Genomic DNA, 18794 nt, shown 5'->3' on the forward strand with positions numbered 1-18794 from the left:
CCAAAACAGGAAACCAGCTGCTGTGCTGACGCCCCGCTCTACCCTACCGGCTTTGCTGGTCCTTGCGCTTGCAACCAGTGGCTGCGATGACGAAGGCGACCCCGGTTCTGATCCCAGTGCGGGATACGTTCCACCCACCCTCGAGCAGCTCCCCGACTGCAACCAGATCGCCGCAACGCTTGGCCCCATGGTCGAAGGCCTGGTGCTGGTCGACGAAGAAGACGGCGGCCGTTATGACAATGTAAGTGTCTACGGCATTGGCTGCACATGGCTATCCCAGGAAACGCAGTCCGGCAATGCGTTCGAGGTGGTCAAAGGCGGCAGCATGGCTATTGGAATCACCATCGACCAGGAACCCCAGGACGCCACGCTGCTTCGACAGATGGGCATGGTGTATGACGATCACAGAGTCGAGGAAATCGGTGGATTCGTGGTGGACCTGAGCAAGCAGATGGACCCCGCTGCGCAGCTGGGCATCATCGGCCCGCAGGTGGTCGTCGGCAGAGTCACCGTTACCACTGCGGCGGGCGGTATCGTTTTGCAGAAGGTCGAGAGCATGCAGGGCATTACCAACGACCAGGCAATCGAAGGTGCGGTGGCCGTTCACAATATGCTTCGTTGAGGGCTGTAAACCGACGTGGCACAACGATGAACACATCAAGCGCTTAGCCGGCGCAGCGAATCATTCAACGCAGAACAGACATTCAACAGAAGGAGCAAACATGTCTTTAGCAACCGGTCTGCAGCGGCTGTCCATGGCGAGCGCAATGATGCTGGTCAGCCTCGGTGCACAGGCTCAGGACCCGAACCCAGAGATGATGATGTCCAACATGCATACGCAGCTGGCCAATTTCGGCGGCGCTATGCACACAACGGCCAAGGTCTGCGGAGAGTCGTCAGACGAACAGCTGGCTGAGCAAAAAGAGAAGCAAAGAGCCCTGTCGATCCAAAACGGTATGGACGCGGCCGCTTTTGACAAAGCCTTCAACGCCGGTGCAAGCGAGGCGAAGGCAAAATGGGCAAGCATCCCGGCCTCCGAACATCAGGCCAAATGCGATGAGTTCAAGCAAGAGATGGAAGCGTTAGGCCAGCAGTTCATGCAGTGACAGCGCTCGCGGCCGACGGCATAGGCCATCGGCCGCGACGAGGCGCGACCCACGGGGCCAGGGCGCCACTCAGGACACGATGACCTGGTTCTTGCCCAGACGCTTGGCGGTGTACATCGCCGCATCTGCCCGGGCGAACAGTGCGCTCAGGTCAGGATCGCTGGCTCTCAGGTAGGTCACGCCCAGGCTGATGGTGACACCAAAACGCTGTCCATCGGGGCTGGTGAAGACCAGACGCTGAATCTCGCGCTGCAAGCGTTCGGCGATCTGCTCGGCGAGATCGGGCTGGCAACCCGGCAACAGCAGGGCAAATTCTTCGCCGCCGATGCGGCCAAACAGATCCCCGCGACGCAGCACCGATGAACCGCACTGGGCCACGCGCTGCAATACCTGATCGCCCATCTGATGACCGTGGGTATCGTTGATCCGCTTGAAGTCATCGATGTCCAGCAGCTGGAACGCCATCGGCGTGGCGTACTGCCGCGCCAGATCGAATTCGCGCTGGGCGCACTCGAAGAAATAGCGACGGTTGCTGCTCTGCGTCAGCACATCAATGGTGGCCAGCCGCTGCAGCTCACCCTCGAGCTGCTTCTTTTCCGTAATGTCTTCGGCGATGCCGACGATGATCGGCCCGCGCGCGCTGTCGGCACTGTGGGCGATGAAGCACTTGTCGCTCAGCCAACGCAGCTGCCCGTCGGCACGGATGATGCGGTACTCGCGCTCTTCAACGGCGCCTTTGTCCAGCACCTCGAGCATGGTCTGTTGCGCGTACTCCAGATCGTCCGGGTAGATGCTGTTGCGCCACTCCCCATAATCGGCCAGCAACAAGGCGGCTGAGCGACCGAACACCTGCTCGTACGCCGGGCTGACGTAAATCATCTGTTGCGCCTGCCAATCGAACGCCCACAGCACCGCATTCACAGCACCCATCAACGTGCTGAACAGCTGCTCGCGCTCGCTCAGTCGTTCGACCTCGGCGCGGGCATGCATCAGTGCCAGAAGTGTTTGCGCCTCGGTCGGCGGAAGGATGCCGACCCCCTTTTCGCTTCGCTGCTTCACCAGACTCATACCTGCGTTCCAAAAATGGCGTCAGGCACCGGCGGAGACCCGCTGAGTAGCTGTCGCAATAACACCAGAATGCAGTTCAGAGAGTGGCGATCGAGCAAAGTTCCGAACGGCTCCTATAGCCCGAATCCTGCCGATCAAAGGTCATGCAGGGACGACAGCCGGCCGTAGCGAGTAGGTTCGCAGGTGCTCAGCGAATTCCCGCAGTGACTGGATACCGCTGGCCTCAGCGTCCTGCACCCACTGTTTCATCGCAGCCAGCATGTCGTGACCGTTGGCGCTGGTACGCGTCCAGATCTGTTGCAGCGCCAGACGCTGCTCGTAAATGACCCGCAACGCCTGGCTCTGCTCCAGGATCACCTCGATACGCTGCTGTTGGTCGTCCTGCAGCAGGCTCGGCTCACGCGACAGCAGCCGCTTGGCACGGCGGAACTGGTGCCGGACAGAGGCGTCGGCACGCTGCAGCTCCAGCTGTACCAACGGTTTGATCACCAGCTTGCGGTACTGAGCCATGATCTGGAACCGGTTGTTGAGGATGGCCATCACACTGTCCATGTCCAGCTGATGCTTGGCCTCGACGCGGTGAGCAATCGGCGCCGTCCGGTTCACCTTGGCCAGACCCAGCAGGCTGAACAGCTTGATCCAGGCCCAGCCCATGTCGAATTCCCACTTGCGCACCGACAACTTCGCCGAATTCGGGTAGGTGTGATGATTGTTGTGCAGCTCTTCGCCGCCGATGAGGATGCCCCAGGGGACCAGATTGGTGGCCGCGTCGCGGCATTCGAAGTTGCGATAGCCGACCGCATGCCCCAGCCCATTGACGACGCCTGCCGCCCAGACCGGTATCCAGATCATCTGCACGGCCCAGACCGTCAGGCCGATCACACCGAACAGCGCCAGATCGAGGCCGAGCATCAAGACGATGCCAAGGTTGGGAAAACGCGAGTACAGGTTGCGCTCGACCCAGTCGTCGGGGCAGTTCTTGCCGTAGATGCGCAGGGTCTCCTCGTTCTTGGCTTCTTCCATGTACAGCTCCGCACCGCGCCGCAGCACCGTGCCGAGCCCCTTCTGCACCGGGCTGTGTGGATCGTCTGGAGTCTCGCATTTGGCGTGATGCTTGCGATGGATAGCGGTCCACTCGCGGGTGTTCATCGCCGTGGTCAGCCACAGCCAGAAGCGGAAAAAATGCTTGAGGCCCGCGTTCAGCTCAAGCGAGCGATGCGCGGAATAGCGGTGCAGATAAACAGTGACCGCGACGATGGTGACGTGGGTCAGTAGCAACGTAGCCGCTACCACTTGCCAGGCGGAAAGGTCGAGAAAACCGGTGTACCACATAGTGTCGCTGCCTCGCGGTGTAGAGTCCGATACGCCTTTGCGAATCTGCGACCTATTGTCCTCCCCCGCCCGAGCGCATACACCGCCGTCTGTCGTTCGACGCGCTTTTTTCATTTCAGGGTCTGACAGAAAACCCCGCCGTGGCCGATAGACCACAAGCACGGACAGCGCTTTCCAGATAGCATATCGCCATCACCTTTTTAAATCTCTGCACCTCGCCACGTCGCGTGAGGTCAGGCAGCGCGGGCCGGTGCCCAAGAATGACCATGACTCCTACGCGTCCTCCGACTCACCCCTGCTGGATTCTCGGCCTCGGCAGCGTGATGTTGGCATTGCTATTCGGCGGCCTCGCCTTCAACGATTACCGAGCCCGGGACACGGTCTGGTCGTTGCAGGCCGCTCAGCAGGGTGAGCTGCAGGCGCTGGCCTTGCGCAGTGCCCAGCAGGGTCTGGAAGAACAGGCGCGGCTGATCGCCAGCACGCTCAGCGCCGGGCCCGAAACCCTGCGCCTGATCCGCCAGGCCGACCGTGCGGTTAAAGCCGGCGCTCAATGGCATGGTCCCCGCCTCACCCGTATTCGTCAGCAACTGACTCAGTCGCTCACGCCAACCTGGAAGGTGATGCAAGCACATGGCGCGCTTCAGCTGCAGCTGTTCTGGGGCGACGCCGGTATCGCGCTGTTACGCATGCAGGATCTTGACGCGTTTGGAGACGCCGTCGCGGATCGCAGACCGCTCCTCTACAAGGCCTTGTCACAGGGGCAGGTCGTGTCCGGCCTGGATGTTGGCCAGCACAGCGCCGGCAACCGCGCCATCGTGCCGATACGCGCCAGCAGCAACCCCGACAGCGAGGTCATCGCCGCCCTGGAGGTCGGATTCGGCATTCTTCCGGACCTGACCGATCTCGGCGAGCAGCTGAACGCCGGCCTGGGCCTGCTGGTTAACCGCGCCGAGCTGGAACACATGCTCTGGACACCCCCGGTCGGCATTCAGCTCAAGGGCCTGCGTGGCTGGCTGCTCGACACCCATTCAGCCCCGCAGATCCTGCATTGGGCACAGCAGCAATCGTTGCCGTCGCCCGAAGCTGGGCAAGCGCTGCGCATGCTCGAGTCGAACGGACGCAGTTTCCTGCTCAACCAGATCCCGCTGCATGACGTCATGGCCGAACACAACCCCGGGCGCCTGCCCATGGCGGTTGCGCTGGTCTGGCGCGACATCACCGCGGCACTCAGTGAGCAGCGGCAGGCGGAGCGGCATGTGCTGGTGAAGTGGACCTTGGCGTGGGCCATCGCCGAGGCTCTTCTGCTGGTTCTGACCTTTTTGCTACATCGCCGCGGCATCGTTCAGCGCATCCACCGCGTTCGCGATATTCGCCAAGAACGCAGCCGTCGACGGCTGCTCGAGCGGGGCCAGAAGATCGCCAGCCTGTTGCCGGGCATGGTCTACCAGTTGAAGCGTTCGCCGGAGGGCGTCTACAGCTTCGTCTATGCCAGTGACGGCGCCCGCGACCTGTACGGCATCACCCCGGAACAACTGATCGACGACGCCACCATCGCGTTCGCGGCTGTTTATGATCCCGATCGCCCGGGCTTGAGAGCCGCGATCGACCGCTCGGCCGCCACGTTGGGCAGCGGCACGACGCGCTATCGCATCCATAACCCGAACAAAGGCTTGATCTGGGTCGAAGTGCGCGCCACAGCCGAACGTCTACGCGACGGATTTGTGCTTTGGCACGGATTTATCGCCGACATCACGCCGCTGATGAGCACCACCATCGCGCTGCGCGAAAGCGAAAGCCGCTTCCGCAGCATGGTGAGCAACTTGCCGGGCGTGGTGTACCGCCGAGACGGTGACACCGACCGCACGATTCGCTACCTCAGCGAAGGGATCGAACGCCTGACCGGCTATCCCGCCCGCGACTTCATCGCACCGGGTACGCGCCAATACAGCGATCTCATTCACCCGGACGACCGCACGATTGTCCAGGACGGCGGTGCAGAGCAGCTCGAACGCACCTACCGCTTGATCAATGCGCAGGGCGAAACACTGTGGGTTCAGGAAAACAGCCGTGCGCTACGCGACGCGGATGGCCGGCTGCAGTGGTACGACGGGTTCATCTGGGACGTCACCGCCCGTGCCATGGCCGAGCAGGAAGCCCATGAACGTGAACGGTACGTGCGTCTGCTGATCGCGAATGTCATCGACGCCATCATCATCATCAACCAGCGCGGCCAGATCGAAACCTTCAACCACGCGGCCGAGCACATCTTCGGCTACAGCGAAGCGGACGTGCTCGGGCAGAACCTGTCGATCCTGATGCCTGAACCCCATCGCGCCGCCCACGACGGCTATCTCGAAGCCTATGAGCGGCGTGGGGAGGGCCGCAGCCTGGAGCAGAACCGGGAATTGCAGGCCGTTCGCCGCAACGGCGAACTGTTTACCATCGAACTGCGTGTCTCGCAGATCAGCCACCGCGGTGAACGCAAGTTCATCGGGCTGGTGCGCGACATTACCGAGCGCAAGCGCGTCGACCGAATGAAGAGCGAATTCGTCTCCATCGTCAGCCACGAATTGCGCACCCCGCTGACCTCAATCTCCGGCTCGCTGGGACTGATCGTCGGTGGCGCGGTCGGCGAAATCCCTCCCGCCATGGGACACATGCTCGGTATAGCGCAACAAAACTGTCAGCGCCTCGGCCTGCTCATCGGCGACCTGCTGGATATGGAGAAGCTGGTGGCCGGGCAGATGAGCTTTGAGCTCCTTCCCCAGCCGCTTTCGCCGCTGCTCGAAGACGCACTGCGCGCGAACCAGGCCTACGCGGATGCACTCGGTGTGCGTCTTGAGCTGGGCGATCAGGCGGCCGTCACGGTAATGGTCGACGCGCATCGCCTTCAACAGGTGCTGGCGAACCTCCTGTCCAACGCGGCGAAATTCTCCCCGGCCGGCGAAGTCGTACTACTGAGCAGCCGCCGTCAAGGCGATCAGGTACGGGTCAGTGTTCGTGACGTCGGCCCCGGCATTCCACAAAGCTTTCGCCAGCGGATATTTCAGAAGTTTTCCCAGGCCGACTCCTCGGATACCCGCCAGAAAGGCGGGACCGGTTTGGGCCTCGCGATCAGCAAAGACCTGATCGAACACATGAACGGGCGCATCGGGTTTGATTCGGAGCTGGGCCAGGGCGCCTGCTTCTGGTTCGAACTGCCTGCGCAAGACCTGCAATAGCGGACTATTTTCACAGTGACGCGCCCTACACGCAGCCAGCGGCCGAATTGCTGGCGCATGAGCGCGCCACTACTGTCGTTGGAGATCGCGCATGAGTGAGCTGAAACGGATTCTGCATGTCGAGGATGACCCCTCCATCCAGGCGGTCGTCAAGGTGGCGCTGGAGGCGATCGGTGGCTACCAGGTGCAACCTTGCTCGTCCGGTCAGCAGGCACTCGACGAGGTCGAAGCCTTTGCGCCCCAGTTCATCCTGCTGGATGTCATGATGCCCGGCATGGGCGGACCCGAAACACTTACGCGCCTCGGCGAGCGGGTCGATCTGACGCAAATCCCGGTGGTGTTCATGACCGCCAAGGTCCAGCCCGGCGAAATCGAGCACCTGCGTCAGCTCGGCGCCCATGACGTAATCGTCAAACCTTTCGATCCGATGCGCCTGGCAAGCCAGATTCAGGCAATCTGGGATGCCTGCGGCGCGCAAGCCGTTGGGTCAACCCCCTAATCCCGCACGAGAGCCCTGCAGATGGAGTCACCGAAGTCGATACCGGCGTTCTCCCCGCCCCGCGAGCTGTCCCGCCTCGCAGCATTGCTGCGGTACGAGATTCTCGACACGCCGGACGAAACCGCCTTCGATGACTTCACCCATGTCGCGGCGTACATCTGCAACACCCCGATCGCCCTGATTTCGCTGGTCGATGACCATCGCCAGTGGTTCAAGAGCCGCCTCGGCCTGGATGTCAGCGAAACCCCGCGTGAACTGTCGTTCTGCACCTATACCATCGAAGGCCAGGGCATCTTCGAAGTCAACGACGCGCAAGCGGATCAGCGCTTTCGCGACAACCCCCTGGTCACCGGCGACCCGAATATTCGCTTTTATGCGGGCGCACCACTCACGACCCCGGATGGATACAACCTCGGCACACTCTGCGTAATCGACCGCGAGCCGCGCCAGCTCAGCGAAGCGCAGCGTGGCGCACTGGTGCGGCTCAGCCGGCAGATCATGCGCCTGTTCGAGGAACGCCTGCAGGCCCACCGCTACGCGGAACAGGCGGCGCTGCAGCAAGCTCTGCTCAACAGCGCCGCCAGCGCCATGCTGGTCACCACCGCCGACGGGACGGTATCGGGGGTCAATCCGACCGCGGAGCGGCTGTTCGGCTACACCGAGCAGATGCTGGTCGGCCATCCGCTGACCTCGGCGCTGTTCCCTGTGGAGGCACTCGCCCGCCGCGCCGCCATTCTCAGCCAAGAACTGGGCGAGCGCATCGAGCCGGGCTTCGCCGTGCTGACCATGCCGCTACTCGAAGGGCGGCGTGAAATGCGTGAATGGCGTCTGCGCCATCGCAACGGTGACAGCGTGCCGGTGCTGCTAAACGTGTCGGCCATTCACGACGAGCATGAACTGCTGCGTGGCTACATCGTCAGCGCCTATGACCTGGCCCACCAGGAGCACTTGCAGCTGCGGCTTCAGCAGATCGCGGCGCAGGTGCCGGGCATGCTGTTTCAGTTCTGCTGGCGACCCGGCGGCGACAGCTCGTTTCCCTACCTCAACGAAGGGGTCGAGGACATTTACGGGCTGAGCGCGACCGAGATGGCACGGTCCATTGCGCCGATTTATGAGCGGGTGCATCCGGACGATCGCGAACACGTTCTGCAAAGCGTCCGCTACGCGGCGTCGACGCTTACTGCCTGGCATTTCGAACACCGTATCCAGCATCCGCGCAAAGGGATCATCTGGGTCGAAGCGCGCGCGACACCGATGCGGCAGCCCGATGGCTCAGTGCTTTGGCACGGGCTGGTCACGGACATTACCGAGCGCAAGGGCGAACAGTTCGAACTCGACAAACAGCAGGAAATGAACCGACGCCTGCTCGAAGCTTTATCCGAAGCGGTTGTGGCCTGCGATGCCGAGTGCAACCTGACGCTGTTCAACCACACCGCCCGGCGCTGGCATGGGCTCGATGCGCAACCGATTGCACCGGAGCAATGGGCGAGCGCTTATCACCTCTTCCACGCCGATGGCGTGACGCTCATGACCCAGGATGAGATCCCGCTGATCCGTGCGCTGAAGGGTGAACACATCCGCAACCTGGAAATGACCATCGTGTTGCACGGCACGCCCCGCTACGTGCTGGCCAACGCCGACCCGATGTATGCCTCAAATGGACAACAGAACGGTGCCGTGGTGGTGCTGCACGACATCACCGAGCGCAAGCAGATCGAAATCATGCAGCGTGATTTCGTCTCCACCGTCAGTCATGAGCTGCGCACGCCGCTGACGTCCATCACCGCGTCGCTGGGGTTGATCTGCGGCCAGGTGATGGGCGAAGTCCCGGAGCACCTGCAGGAGCTGCTGGATATCGCTCACCAGAACAGCAAACGCCTCAGCGCGCTGATCGACGACCTGCTGGACATCGACAAGCTGTACGCCGGCAAGATGCGCTTCGAGCTGCAGGAGCAACCGCTGCGCCCCTTGTTGGAACAGGCACTGCGCAGCAATCAGGGGTATGCCGAGAATTGCGCGGTCAGCATCGAGCTGGGCAGCTGCCCCGCGGTCGCGATCAATGTCGACGCGATGCGCCTGGAGCAGGTGATGAGCAACCTGTTGTCCAACGCCGCGAAGTTTTCCCCAGCGGGCGAAACCATCGATGTCTGGGCGGAAACGGTCGAAGGCCAGAAGGTCCGGGTTGCCGTACGGGATAAGGGCCCAGGCATCAGTGAAGGGTTCCGCGCGCGGATCTTCCACAAATTTGCCCAAGCTGATTCCTCCGATACCCGGCAACAGGGCGGAACCGGACTGGGCCTGGCCATCAGCAAAGAGCTGATCGAGCACATGGACGGCGAGATCGGCTTCGATTCGATACCCGGCGCCGGCGCCTGCTTCTGGTTCGAGCTGCCGTGCCAGCCGCTGCAAGAGCCTCTGCCATGAAGCCTCTCCAACGCATTCTGCATGTCGAAGATGTTCCCTCGATCCAGGTAGTGACCCGCATCGCCCTGCAGAAACTGGGTGGCTTCGAGGTCCTCAGCTGCGCGTCCGGTCAAGAGGCGCTGGCTAAGGTCCAGGCGTTCGGGCCGGACATGATCCTGATGGATGTGTCTTTACCTGAGATGGACGGCATCGAACTGTTACGCCAACTCGCCTCACTGATCGACTTGCAGCAAACGCCCGTCGTGTTGCTGACCGGCCAGGCGCAGGACCCCGCCGATCCAGCAGAGCTCCAGCGGCTCGGCGTCCGCAAACTGTTACAGAAACCCTTCGACCCGCTCCAACTGGCGACACAACTGACTGAGATATGGAATGCCGAGCATGAATGACAGCGCGGGCGACACGCTGCGGAGCCAGCTTCAAGCGCTGAACGAGAAATTCGCCGAACGCCTCAATGACGAGCTGACCGAACTCGACCAACGCGCCGAGCAATTGCCGCAGGCACGCGAGCAGGAACAGCGCCGGCACATGATGTTCGATCTGCACGAACGCCTGCACCGCCTGGCCGGGACTGCCGGCACCTTTGGCTTCACCACGCTGGGCGAGCAATCACGCGTACTGGAACAACGCGCTGCGCGCTGGCTGGACGCCGCCAAACCTAGTGGCCAGGCGCTATCCGCGTTCGTCAGTGCGGTCCGTCAGTTGGTCGCTGCCGAGCGCGCGGGCAGCCTCGAGCGCACGCCGGCGATGCACGCTGAGCGCCAGGACGCCATGGCCGCAGGGTGCCGCATCTACCTGCTCGAACAGGATGAAGAGGCCGGCCAGGCGATGTGTCAGACGCTCGGCAATTTTGGCTATGAGGTGCTGCTGTTTCCCGAGATCGCATTGCTGCAGACAGCGGTCCAGGGGCAGCTGCCGGATGCCCTCATCGTCAGCCAGCACGACGGCGAACTGGACGCGGTCAGTGCACTACAACAGAGCCTGGACGCGCCGTTACCGCTACTGGTGATCGGCCATCGCGTTGATTTCGTCAGCCAGCTCGCCGCTGTGCGCGCCGGCGCGAAAGGCTATTTCACGCGCCCGCTGGATGTCACCCGGCTGGAGAACAGCCTGGAAAATATCCTGAATCTGCAACTGAGCGAGCCCTATCGAGTTCTGATCATCGATGATGACGAGGACCTCGCCGCCCGCTACAGCCTGGTCCTGCGCAATTCGCAAATGCTGGTCGAGACCCTGAGCGACCCCAGTCAGCTGTTCGATGTCATGCGCGCGTTCAATCCGGAAATGGTATTGCTCGACATGAACATGCCGGAGTTCACCGGCATCGAGCTGGCGCAGATGATTCGCTTGAATGATGAGTGGCTGCGCGTGCCGATCATCTACCTCTCCGCCGAAACCGACATCAACCGACAGATGGCTGCGCTGCTCAAGGCAGGCGACGATTTCATTACCAAACCCATCAGTGACAACGCACTGGCCGCGGCAGTGTATTCACACGTGCAGCGTGCCCGCTCGCTGAGCATGGCGCTGTCGCGCGACAGCCTGACCGGCCTGCTCAAGCACGCCGACATCAAGGAGCAGGCAGCGTTGGAGGTCGAGCGCGCGCTGCGCAGCGGCAAGCCAACCAGCGTGGTCATGCTGGACCTCGATCACTTCAAACAGGTCAACGACCAGTACGGTCATGCCGCGGGCGACAATGTCATTCGCTCGCTCGCCAACTTGATGCGCCAGCGCCTGCGGCGTATCGACAGCATCGGCCGCTATGGCGGGGAGGAGTTCGTCGCGGTGCTGCCCGACTGCCCGGCGGACCAGGCCAAACGCATTTTCGATGAGATACGCGAGCGCTTCGCCGCGCTGACCTTTCATGCAGGCGCACGCACCTTCAGCGTGTCCCTCAGCGCCGGCATCAGCGAAACCAACGGAAGCGCCAGTGCCAGCACCCTGCTCGAACGCGCCGACCAAGGGCTCTACGCCGCCAAACACCGAGGGCGTAACCAGGTGCAGATCGCGCAACCGGACTGATCGCAGAACCGGCAGAGGCCAAGCGAACCGCGTCGTTATTCTCGACTCCAACTACACTGCAACGAACCCGAGACTGTTCGCGGGGTGCCTGGCGTGCGACGGTGCACGTCCGCTTTAGCCAAACGCCCCGCCGACCATGCCCTCAACCGGCGAAAGGAGTACCGGTTTGCCCGCAAAACACTCGATCAGCTGGCATTCGCTTGCCTTCCTGATTGCCTTTAGTTTGCTCGTCGCGCTTGGCTGGTTAAGCAAGCGCACGCAAGAAGCGGTGCTGACCACCAATCAGTCGGTTGCCCATCGCCTGGAAATCATCACGGCGGCCCAGGCGATTCTTTCCTCCTTGCAGGACATCGAGACCGGCTCGCGCGGCTTTGTTCTGACAGGCGACCCGGTCTACCTGGAACCCTACGAGCTCGGCCTGACACAGCTCGAAGTGCACCGCCGCAGCCTCGAGCACATCGTTGGCGACGGTGAGTTCCCAGATCAGCGTTGGTTCGACCAGTTGGATCGCAACATGGCCGAGCGCCTGATCATCACTGCCGGCAACATTCAGGCGCGCCGCGACGCCGGTCTGTTAGCCGCCGCCGAGCGCCTGCACCAGGCCGGGGGCAAACGGATCATGGATCGACTCCGAGGGCAGCTCAACGCGCTGGAACAGCGGGAACGCACGCAGCTCGCCGAAGCCAACCGGGCCGTCGCCGAAACCATTGAGCGCAGCCGACTGCTGGCACTGATCGGCACATTGATGGTCATCGCGCTGTTTCTTGCGGCCTTCTGGGCGATTCGCCGTAACCTGCAGATCCGCCAAGCGCTCACCCTCAAGGCCCAGGCGGGCGAGGCACGGCTAGCGGCCTTGCTGCAAGCCATTCCGGATGACCTCTACGCCATCGACGACCGCCGCCAGGTGTCTTCCCTTTCCCAGGCCAACGACACGCGAGGGCCGGCGCCGGAGGCTATCGAGCCCCTGCTGGTCGAGTTGCTGCAGCAAGCGGACGAAACGCACCAGCCGCGGCAGACCACCTGGTGCGAGCTGCAAGGGCGCGGGACCTTCGAAGTGCGCCTGGTGCCGACCGGGCTGGGCGATCACCTGGCCATCGCGCGGGATGTCACCGAACTCCAACGCAGCCGTGACACGCTCGAAGATCAGAAGGTATTTCTGCGGCGAGTGGTGGATACCGACGAGAACCTGATCTTCGTACGCGATCATCACGGCCGCTTCCTGCTCTGCAACAGCGCCTTCGCCGCCCTGCTCGCCGCTCGCCCAAGCGACATCGAGCAACGCCGCGCTGAGGACATCAACGACGCTCAACGGATATTGCCGCTGCTGCAAGGCGAAGCCGAGTTGCTGGGCGGCACAGGGGAGCTGCGGATCACCGAGGTCGGCCTGACCGATGCACAGGGTCATGAACGCTGGCTGCAACTGCTCAAGCGCCCCATGACCATGTCCAACGGTGCCTGTCACGTCGTCACCGTGGCCGTCGACATCTCGCTCCGGCGACGGATGGAGCAGATGAAAACGGAGTTCATCTCCACCGTCAGCCATGAACTGCGTACACCGCTGACGGCCATCCGCGGCGCGTTGAGCATGCTGGTTGGTGGCATTGCCGGCGACATCGATGCCGGCGCGCGCCCTCTGCTGGACATCGCGCACAAGAACAGCGAACGCCTGGTGCGGCTGATCAACGACATTCTGGATATCGAAAAACTCGAGGCCGGACGCCTGCCGTTCAACATCAGCCGCTGCGATGTAGCCGTGCTGATCGAACAGGCCATGAGCGATATCACGCCATACGGTGATGAGTACGGCGTCAGTTTGCAGCTCGCACTACCCGGCGGGCCGCTACACGCACTCGCGAATCTCGATCCGGATCGCTTTGCGCAGGTGATGGCTAATCTGCTGTCCAATGCGATCAAGCATTCTCCTGTCGGCGGCGTGGTCCGCGTCGACCTGCGCAGCGACGGCAGCAGCCTGGAGATCGGCGTTCAGAATCAGGGCCAGGGCATTCCGGACACTTTCCGCTCACGTATCTTCGAACGCTTCGCGCAGGCCGACTCCACGGACGCCCGCAAGCGTGGCGGCACCGGGCTCGGCTTGGCGATCACCCGTTCGCTGGTGCAGCAGATGCACGGTCGGATCGGCTTCGATTCCGAGGACGGCAAGGGCACGCGATTCTGGATCAGGTTGCCATTGGCACCTGCGCACCTCGCCCCTGAGCATCCGTCAAAGATGCTGCAGCCCACACCGGCTGGTGAGGCCTCCCGGCCCGTCTCCCGGATCCTGGTACTCGAGCCCGACGCGTCTGCCGCCGAGCAGCTGGCCAGTGCGCTGCAGCAACACGGCTACGCGACGCTGATCGCGGACACAGCTGCCCAGGCCCGCGACATGCTGGCCGAGTTCGACATCCAGGCGATGACGCTCAGCCCCACGCTGAATGACGAAGACAGCATCACGTTCCTGCAAAACCTGCGCAGCCAGAACACCTATCGCCATCTGCCGGTACTTATTGTCAGCCTGCAACCACAACGACGGGACAACGACGACGGTGAGTTGCGCGGCGGCGCGGTCGGCGTGGTCGACTGGCTGCATAAGCCGGTCGACCCATCACGCGTCATGGAAGTGGTGCGGGCCTGCCTTAACACCGGCCCGGTGCGACCGAAGGTGCTACATGTCGAGGACGATGAAGACCTGCGCATCTTGTTGGCCCGGCTGATCGAATCGATGGACATTGACCTGGACGGTGCCGCCACGCTGGCCGAAGCCCGCGGTTTGCTCGCCCGGGAACGCTACGATCTGGCGATCCTTGACCTGATGCTGCCCGATGGCGACGGTAGCCAGCTGTTCGATCAGTTGTCGCAGACGGTGCCGCCGCCACCGGTGATCATTTTTTCCGCGCTCGATTCACCTGTACAGGACAGTCGGCTGGCGCTGCGCCAGCTGGTCAAGTCACGCCATGACGGCGACGAACTGGCCGCGATGATTCAACAATTGCTTCAGCACTGGCCGCCCGGCCAGAACCCGAATTCTGATGAGGTCAACGCATGAGCGATTCCGCCAACCCGCGCATTTTGATGGTCGAGGACGAAGAGGACATCGCGTTCCTGATCCGCTTCATGCTCGAGCGCCACGGCTTCGTGGTCGAGCACGCCGCGGATGGCCGTCAGGCGTTGGAAAAAATCGCGAACGCCAGCCCGCCGGACCTGACCCTGATGGACATCATGCTGCCCTACCACGACGGCCTCGAACTGATCGAGCGGCTGCGTGCACAACCTGGCTGGGAAAACGTGCCGGTCCTGATGCTGACGGCCAAGGCGCGCGAAGTCGATATCGTTCGTGCGCTTGAGCTGGGTGCCGACGATTACGTGACAAAGCCCTTCCAGCCGGAGGAACTGCTGGCGCGTATCCGCCGCCTGCTGAGGAGGTCCCGATGAGTCGGTTCCACCTGGCATTGGCAGTGACAGCCGCCGCCTCATTTATCCCGTCGCTGGCATTGGCTGACATCGCGTCCGCCCAACGCCAGATCGACGCGCAGCAATTGAATGCAGCCGCAGCGACCCTCGAAGCCCACCTGGCCGGTCATCCAGAGGACAGCGAAGCGCGATTTCTGCTGGCACGGGTGCGGGCCTGGCAAGGGACGCCAGAGCTGGCGTTACCGCTCTACAGGCGACTCCTGCAGCAAGAGCCAGACAACGCGGACTATCTGCTCGGCCAAGGGCAGGCATTGTTGTGGGCGGGCCGCCCGCAGGATGCGCTGGATTCGCTGGAACGAGCGGCGGAGATCGCACCAGACTACGCCGACGTTCAGCAGGCCATTCAGCACGCCCGCGCGGCGCTGAGGTCTCCGGTGACCACGGCAACCCCCATCACGCACGCACCGGCGCAGCGCCGTCATGAGCTCGAGCTGTCGGCCCGCCAGGATTGGCTGGATAACGGCTTCGACAATTGGCGCAGCCAGCGCCTCGATTACGCCTCGACCCAACCAGACGGGCTCGGCTGGTACGGTGCGCTGCTGCGTGAACAACGCTTCGGCGAATGGGACCAGGGCGTCGAGGCGGGCGCCGTGGTCGCGCTGGACGATAACTGGACGCTGCAACCGGAAGTCGGCTATCAGCCGTCACCGTATTTTCTGCCCGAATGGCACGCTGACCTGCGCCTGCAACGACTCCTGCCCGATGGTTTTCTCGGCGCCGTCAGTGTCAGGCGCACCGACTACGAAACCACTCGCGTCGATCGACTGGCCCTCAGCGCCGAGCGCTACTGGGATTCCTGGCGCGCGGGGTACACCCTGAATATCACCGATGTGGCCAACGCCGGGACGCCGATCGGTCATGATTTGGCGTTGGACTACTACTACGCCGGTCTCAGCTATGCCGGCCTGCGCGCCACGGTTGGCGAGGAAGAGGCCGTCGAAGAGCAGCAGCTGATCACGAGCGATGTGCGCGCCCTCAGCCTGCAAGGCCGTCACTGGCTCGATAGCCGCTGGGCGCTGACCTGGGAGCTCGGCCACCACCGTCAGGGCGATTACTACACGCGTCGATGGCTGCAACTCGGCGTGCGACATGCTTTCTGAACCCTCCGTAAGCTGCCCCGTCTGGCTCTGCGACGTACCGCGCAACGCGTGGCAGGCCATCTGGCCGGAAGACGCTATGTTGCAGCTCGCGTTGTATTGCGCGTTGGGCCTCGCGATTCTCACTGTGCTGGTGATGGTGCAAGTCATGCTGCTCGGTGAAGTGGCCCGTCGCCGAACGGCACGGCGCCAGCAGTTCAATGACCAATGGCGCCCCTTCTTTGCGCTCTGCAGCCTCGACGATGCGCTGCCAGAGCCCGCGCCGGCGTTGCCGCGAAGTCGACAGCTGTGGTTTCTCCTGCAATGGAACCGCACCCAGCTGCAGTTGCGCGGCGCGGCGCGCGCGCGCATGAACCGCGCGCTTGTCGCCCTCGGCATGGATCGTCAGGCCTTGGCGCTCCTGCGCGGCCGGGTACGCAGCAAGCTGATCGGCCTGACCTGCCTGCGCCACCAGGCCGATCCGGCACACTGGGACGCCGTTCAGCCCTTGCTGATGAACCGCAACGCAATCGTTTCGCTGGCCGCCGCGCAGACCCTGATCGCCATAGACGCGCCCCGTGCAATGCAGGTGATTCTGCCGGCTGCCGTGTCGCGCATCGATTGGGCCCTGCCTCGTCTGGCCAGCCTCTGCCAGCAGGCCGGCGAACAGGCCGTGACCATGCCGCTGCTGATCACCCTTGCCGGTTCCGAAGACCCGCGGCGTGAGCGTTTGATCGGCCTGCTTGTTCACGGCGAACCCCGCCACGCCGCTCCGTGGGCCCGCGCACGCCTGGAAGAAGACGCCGCACCGGAGCAGCTTCAGGTCGCGCTACGCTGCCTCTGCGAACTGGGCGACCCCCGTGATCGGGGCCGATTGCTGCATGCGCTGCGGCACAGCCATGCCGACGTGCGACTGGCCGCACTGCAAGCCTTGCACAAACAGGCCGGAAGTGAAGACAGCGGCGTGTTCATGCCGTTGCTTGCCGATACCAGTTGGTGGGTCCGTCAGGCCGCGGCAGACAGTTTGGCAACACTGCCGGGCGCCACCCCCGAGCGGCTGCAGGCCTTACTCGGCCAGGTCGAAGATCGCTATGGGCGGGACGCACTGAGCCGAGCGATCGCGGAGGTTCGGCGTTGAGCATCGACTGGCTGTGGTGGTTGCAACTGGGCTTTATCCTCTACTTCCTGCTGCTCAACGGGATGTACCTACTGCTCAATGTGCTGTCGATGGTCAGCCTCATGGGCTATATCCGTCAGCGGGCCGAAACCGGCGAAATCGCGGCGTATCTGGGCGTCGAGCCGCCCGTTTCGGTGCTGATGCCTGCCTTCAACGAACAGGCGACGATCCGAACGTCGGTGCGCTCCATGCTGCAGCTGCAGTACCCCGAATTCGAAGTGGTGGTGATTAACGACGGTTCAAAAGACAACACCCTCGCGGTGCTGATCGACGAGTTCGAGCTGGTGCCACATCCCGAGCCACTGCGTCAGGCGGTTCCTCATCAGCCGGTGCACGCGATCTACCGTTCGCGGCGCTACGCCAACCTGCGTGTAATCGACAAGGCCAACGGTGGCAAAGCCGACGCGCTGAACGCGGGCATCAATGCGGCGCGGCACGGGCTGTTCTGCGGTGTCGACGCCGACTCTATTCTGCAGCGCGACAGCCTGTTGCGTGTCGTTCAACCCTTCCTTGAAGACGAACGCACCGTTGCGGCGGGTGGTACCGTGCGCATCGCCAACGGCTCGGAGGTACGGGGCGGCTTCCTGATCCGCGCCGGGTTGCCGAGCAACTGGCTGGCGCGCTTCCAGATCGTGGAATACCTGCGCGCCTTTCTATTCGGCCGCCTCGGTTGGTCACCGATGAACGCCGTGCTGATCATCTCCGGTGCCTTCGGCCTGTTCGACAAGGAGCGGGTCATGACTGTCGGCGGCTACCGCACCGACACGGTTGGCGAAGACATGGAGCTGGTGGTGCGGCTGCATCGCTATCATCGGGAACACCGCATTCCCTACCGCATCCGCTACCTGCCCGATCCGATCTGCTGGACCGAGTGCCCGGAAGACCTTGGCACGCTGGGCCGTCAGCGCAGCCGCTGGCAACGTGGCCTGGCGGAAAGCTTGGGTCGTCACGCCCGCCTCGCCTTCAGCCTGCGCGGCGGCGCGCCGGGCTGGCTGGCCTGGCCGTTCATGGCATTGTTCGAGTGGGTGGGCCCGCTGATCGAGCTGGTCGGGTACGCCTTTATGATCGGTGGGTTCGCGCTCGGCGTGGTGTCCTATCCCGCACTGGCCGCCTTCCTGCTGGTAGCGGTCGGCATGGGCATTCTGCTCTCGGTCAACGGCCTGCTCTTGGAGACCCTGTCGTTTCGCGTGTACGAACGGCGCCGCGACATGCTGCGGCTGTTTCTCATGGCCGTGCTGGAGAACGTCGGCTATCGCCAGCTGAATACGCTCTGGCGTTGCCGCGGGCTGTGGCAATGGTTTTCGCGTCGCAAGCATCAATGGGGAGCCATGCGCCGCAGCGGAACCTGGGGGCAGTAGGGTGGATCACGTTCTATCGATCCACCGCGTGCCGCGTGCAGCCATC

The 18794-nt window shown here is 63.1% G+C and carries 14 protein-coding genes; 12 read left to right on the top strand and 2 right to left on the bottom strand.

The genetic code is table 11. The features are described 5' to 3' along the window. The first annotated feature begins 22 nt into the window (after window positions 1-22). Both K4O48_RS19835 and K4O48_RS19840 read left to right on the top strand, forming a co-directional pair. Window positions 23-622, top strand: a complete 600-nt coding sequence (locus tag K4O48_RS19835) for a lytic murein transglycosylase (RefSeq protein ID WP_222910091.1) — start codon at window positions 23-25, stop codon at window positions 620-622. A 100-nt stretch (window positions 623-722) separates the two neighbouring features. Then, window positions 723-1106, top strand: a complete 384-nt coding sequence (locus tag K4O48_RS19840; protein WP_222910092.1) for a hypothetical protein — start codon at window positions 723-725, stop codon at window positions 1104-1106. 69 nt (window positions 1107-1175) lie between these two features. On the opposite strand, the gene K4O48_RS19845 is transcribed toward K4O48_RS19840, so the two are convergent. Both K4O48_RS19845 and desA read right to left on the bottom strand, forming a co-directional pair. Next, on the bottom strand, window positions 1176-2174 hold the full coding sequence (locus tag K4O48_RS19845; RefSeq protein WP_222910093.1) for a GGDEF domain-containing protein: 999 nt from the start codon (window positions 2172-2174) through the stop codon (window positions 1176-1178). Between the two features lie 141 nt (window positions 2175-2315). Further along, window positions 2316-3506, bottom strand: coding sequence for a delta-9 fatty acid desaturase DesA (gene desA / locus K4O48_RS19850; protein ID WP_222910094.1), 1191 nt, complete (start codon window positions 3504-3506; stop codon window positions 2316-2318). 266 nt (window positions 3507-3772) lie between these two features. On the opposite strand from desA, the gene K4O48_RS19855 reads away from it, so the two are divergent. The 10 genes from K4O48_RS19855 to K4O48_RS19900 all read left to right on the top strand — a co-directional run bounded on the left by K4O48_RS19855 (window position 3773) and on the right by K4O48_RS19900 (window position 18748). Next, a complete protein-coding gene (locus K4O48_RS19855; RefSeq protein WP_222910095.1) occupies window positions 3773-6727 on the top strand; it encodes a PAS domain S-box protein in 2955 nt (984 codons plus the stop codon). 91 nt (window positions 6728-6818) lie between these two features. Further along, on the top strand, window positions 6819-7226 hold the full coding sequence (locus K4O48_RS19860) for a response regulator (RefSeq protein ID WP_222910096.1): 408 nt from the start codon (window positions 6819-6821) through the stop codon (window positions 7224-7226). 21 nt (window positions 7227-7247) lie between these two features. Next, complete coding sequence (locus K4O48_RS19865) at window positions 7248-9650, top strand: PAS domain S-box protein (protein ID WP_222910097.1); 2403 nt, start codon at window positions 7248-7250, stop codon at window positions 9648-9650. Further along, window positions 9647-10036 carry a response regulator gene (locus tag K4O48_RS19870; RefSeq protein ID WP_222910098.1) on the top strand — a complete coding sequence of 130 codons (390 nt, stop codon included), beginning with the start codon at window positions 9647-9649 and terminating at the stop codon, window positions 10034-10036. The genes K4O48_RS19865 and K4O48_RS19870 overlap by 4 nt, the downstream gene beginning before the upstream one ends. After that, window positions 10029-11669, top strand: coding sequence for a diguanylate cyclase (locus K4O48_RS19875; protein ID WP_222910100.1), 1641 nt, complete (start codon window positions 10029-10031; stop codon window positions 11667-11669). Before K4O48_RS19870 ends, K4O48_RS19875 begins: the two co-directional genes overlap by 8 nt. 166 nt (window positions 11670-11835) lie before the next feature. After that, window positions 11836-14712 carry a CHASE3 domain-containing protein gene (locus tag K4O48_RS19880; RefSeq protein ID WP_222910101.1) on the top strand — a complete coding sequence of 959 codons (2877 nt, stop codon included), beginning with the start codon at window positions 11836-11838 and terminating at the stop codon, window positions 14710-14712. Beyond that, window positions 14709-15098, top strand: coding sequence for a response regulator transcription factor (locus tag K4O48_RS19885; protein ID WP_222910103.1), 390 nt, complete (start codon window positions 14709-14711; stop codon window positions 15096-15098). Before K4O48_RS19880 ends, K4O48_RS19885 begins: the two co-directional genes overlap by 4 nt. Then, entirely contained in the window at window positions 15095-16237 is a 1143-nt protein-coding gene (locus tag K4O48_RS19890) for a YaiO family outer membrane beta-barrel protein (RefSeq protein WP_222910104.1), read from the top strand. The genes K4O48_RS19885 and K4O48_RS19890 overlap by 4 nt, the downstream gene beginning before the upstream one ends. Next, window positions 16227-17351 (top strand): HEAT repeat domain-containing protein, encoded by a 1125-nt coding sequence (locus K4O48_RS19895; protein ID WP_222910105.1) that lies wholly within the window; start codon window positions 16227-16229, stop codon window positions 17349-17351. Before K4O48_RS19890 ends, K4O48_RS19895 begins: the two co-directional genes overlap by 11 nt. After that, window positions 17348-18748, top strand: a complete 1401-nt coding sequence (locus K4O48_RS19900; protein WP_222910106.1) for a glycosyltransferase family 2 protein — start codon at window positions 17348-17350, stop codon at window positions 18746-18748. The genes K4O48_RS19895 and K4O48_RS19900 overlap by 4 nt, the downstream gene beginning before the upstream one ends. Window positions 18749-18794 lie beyond the last annotated feature (46 nt).

This window comes from Pseudomonas sp. DNDY-54, assembly GCF_019880365.1.
Taxonomy (GTDB): domain Bacteria; phylum Pseudomonadota; class Gammaproteobacteria; order Pseudomonadales; family Pseudomonadaceae; genus Stutzerimonas; species Stutzerimonas stutzeri_P.

Coding starts and splice junctions, on each gene's coding strand:
- K4O48_RS19840 (WP_222910092.1), top strand. CDS start 723: ATGTCTTTAGCAACCGGTCTGCAGCGGCTGTCCATGGCGAGCGCAATG.
- K4O48_RS19845 (WP_222910093.1), bottom strand. CDS start 2,174: ATGAGTCTGGTGAAGCAGCGAAGCGAAAAGGGGGTCGGCATCCTTCCG.
- desA (WP_222910094.1), bottom strand. CDS start 3,506: ATGTGGTACACCGGTTTTCTCGACCTTTCCGCCTGGCAAGTGGTAGCG.
- K4O48_RS19855 (WP_222910095.1), top strand. CDS start 3,773: ATGACTCCTACGCGTCCTCCGACTCACCCCTGCTGGATTCTCGGCCTC.
- K4O48_RS19860 (WP_222910096.1), top strand. CDS start 6,819: ATGAGTGAGCTGAAACGGATTCTGCATGTCGAGGATGACCCCTCCATC.
- K4O48_RS19865 (WP_222910097.1), top strand. CDS start 7,248: ATGGAGTCACCGAAGTCGATACCGGCGTTCTCCCCGCCCCGCGAGCTG.
- K4O48_RS19870 (WP_222910098.1), top strand. CDS start 9,647: ATGAAGCCTCTCCAACGCATTCTGCATGTCGAAGATGTTCCCTCGATC.
- K4O48_RS19875 (WP_222910100.1), top strand. CDS start 10,029: ATGAATGACAGCGCGGGCGACACGCTGCGGAGCCAGCTTCAAGCGCTG.
- K4O48_RS19885 (WP_222910103.1), top strand. CDS start 14,709: ATGAGCGATTCCGCCAACCCGCGCATTTTGATGGTCGAGGACGAAGAG.
- K4O48_RS19890 (WP_222910104.1), top strand. CDS start 15,095: ATGAGTCGGTTCCACCTGGCATTGGCAGTGACAGCCGCCGCCTCATTT.
- K4O48_RS19895 (WP_222910105.1), top strand. CDS start 16,227: ATGCTTTCTGAACCCTCCGTAAGCTGCCCCGTCTGGCTCTGCGACGTA.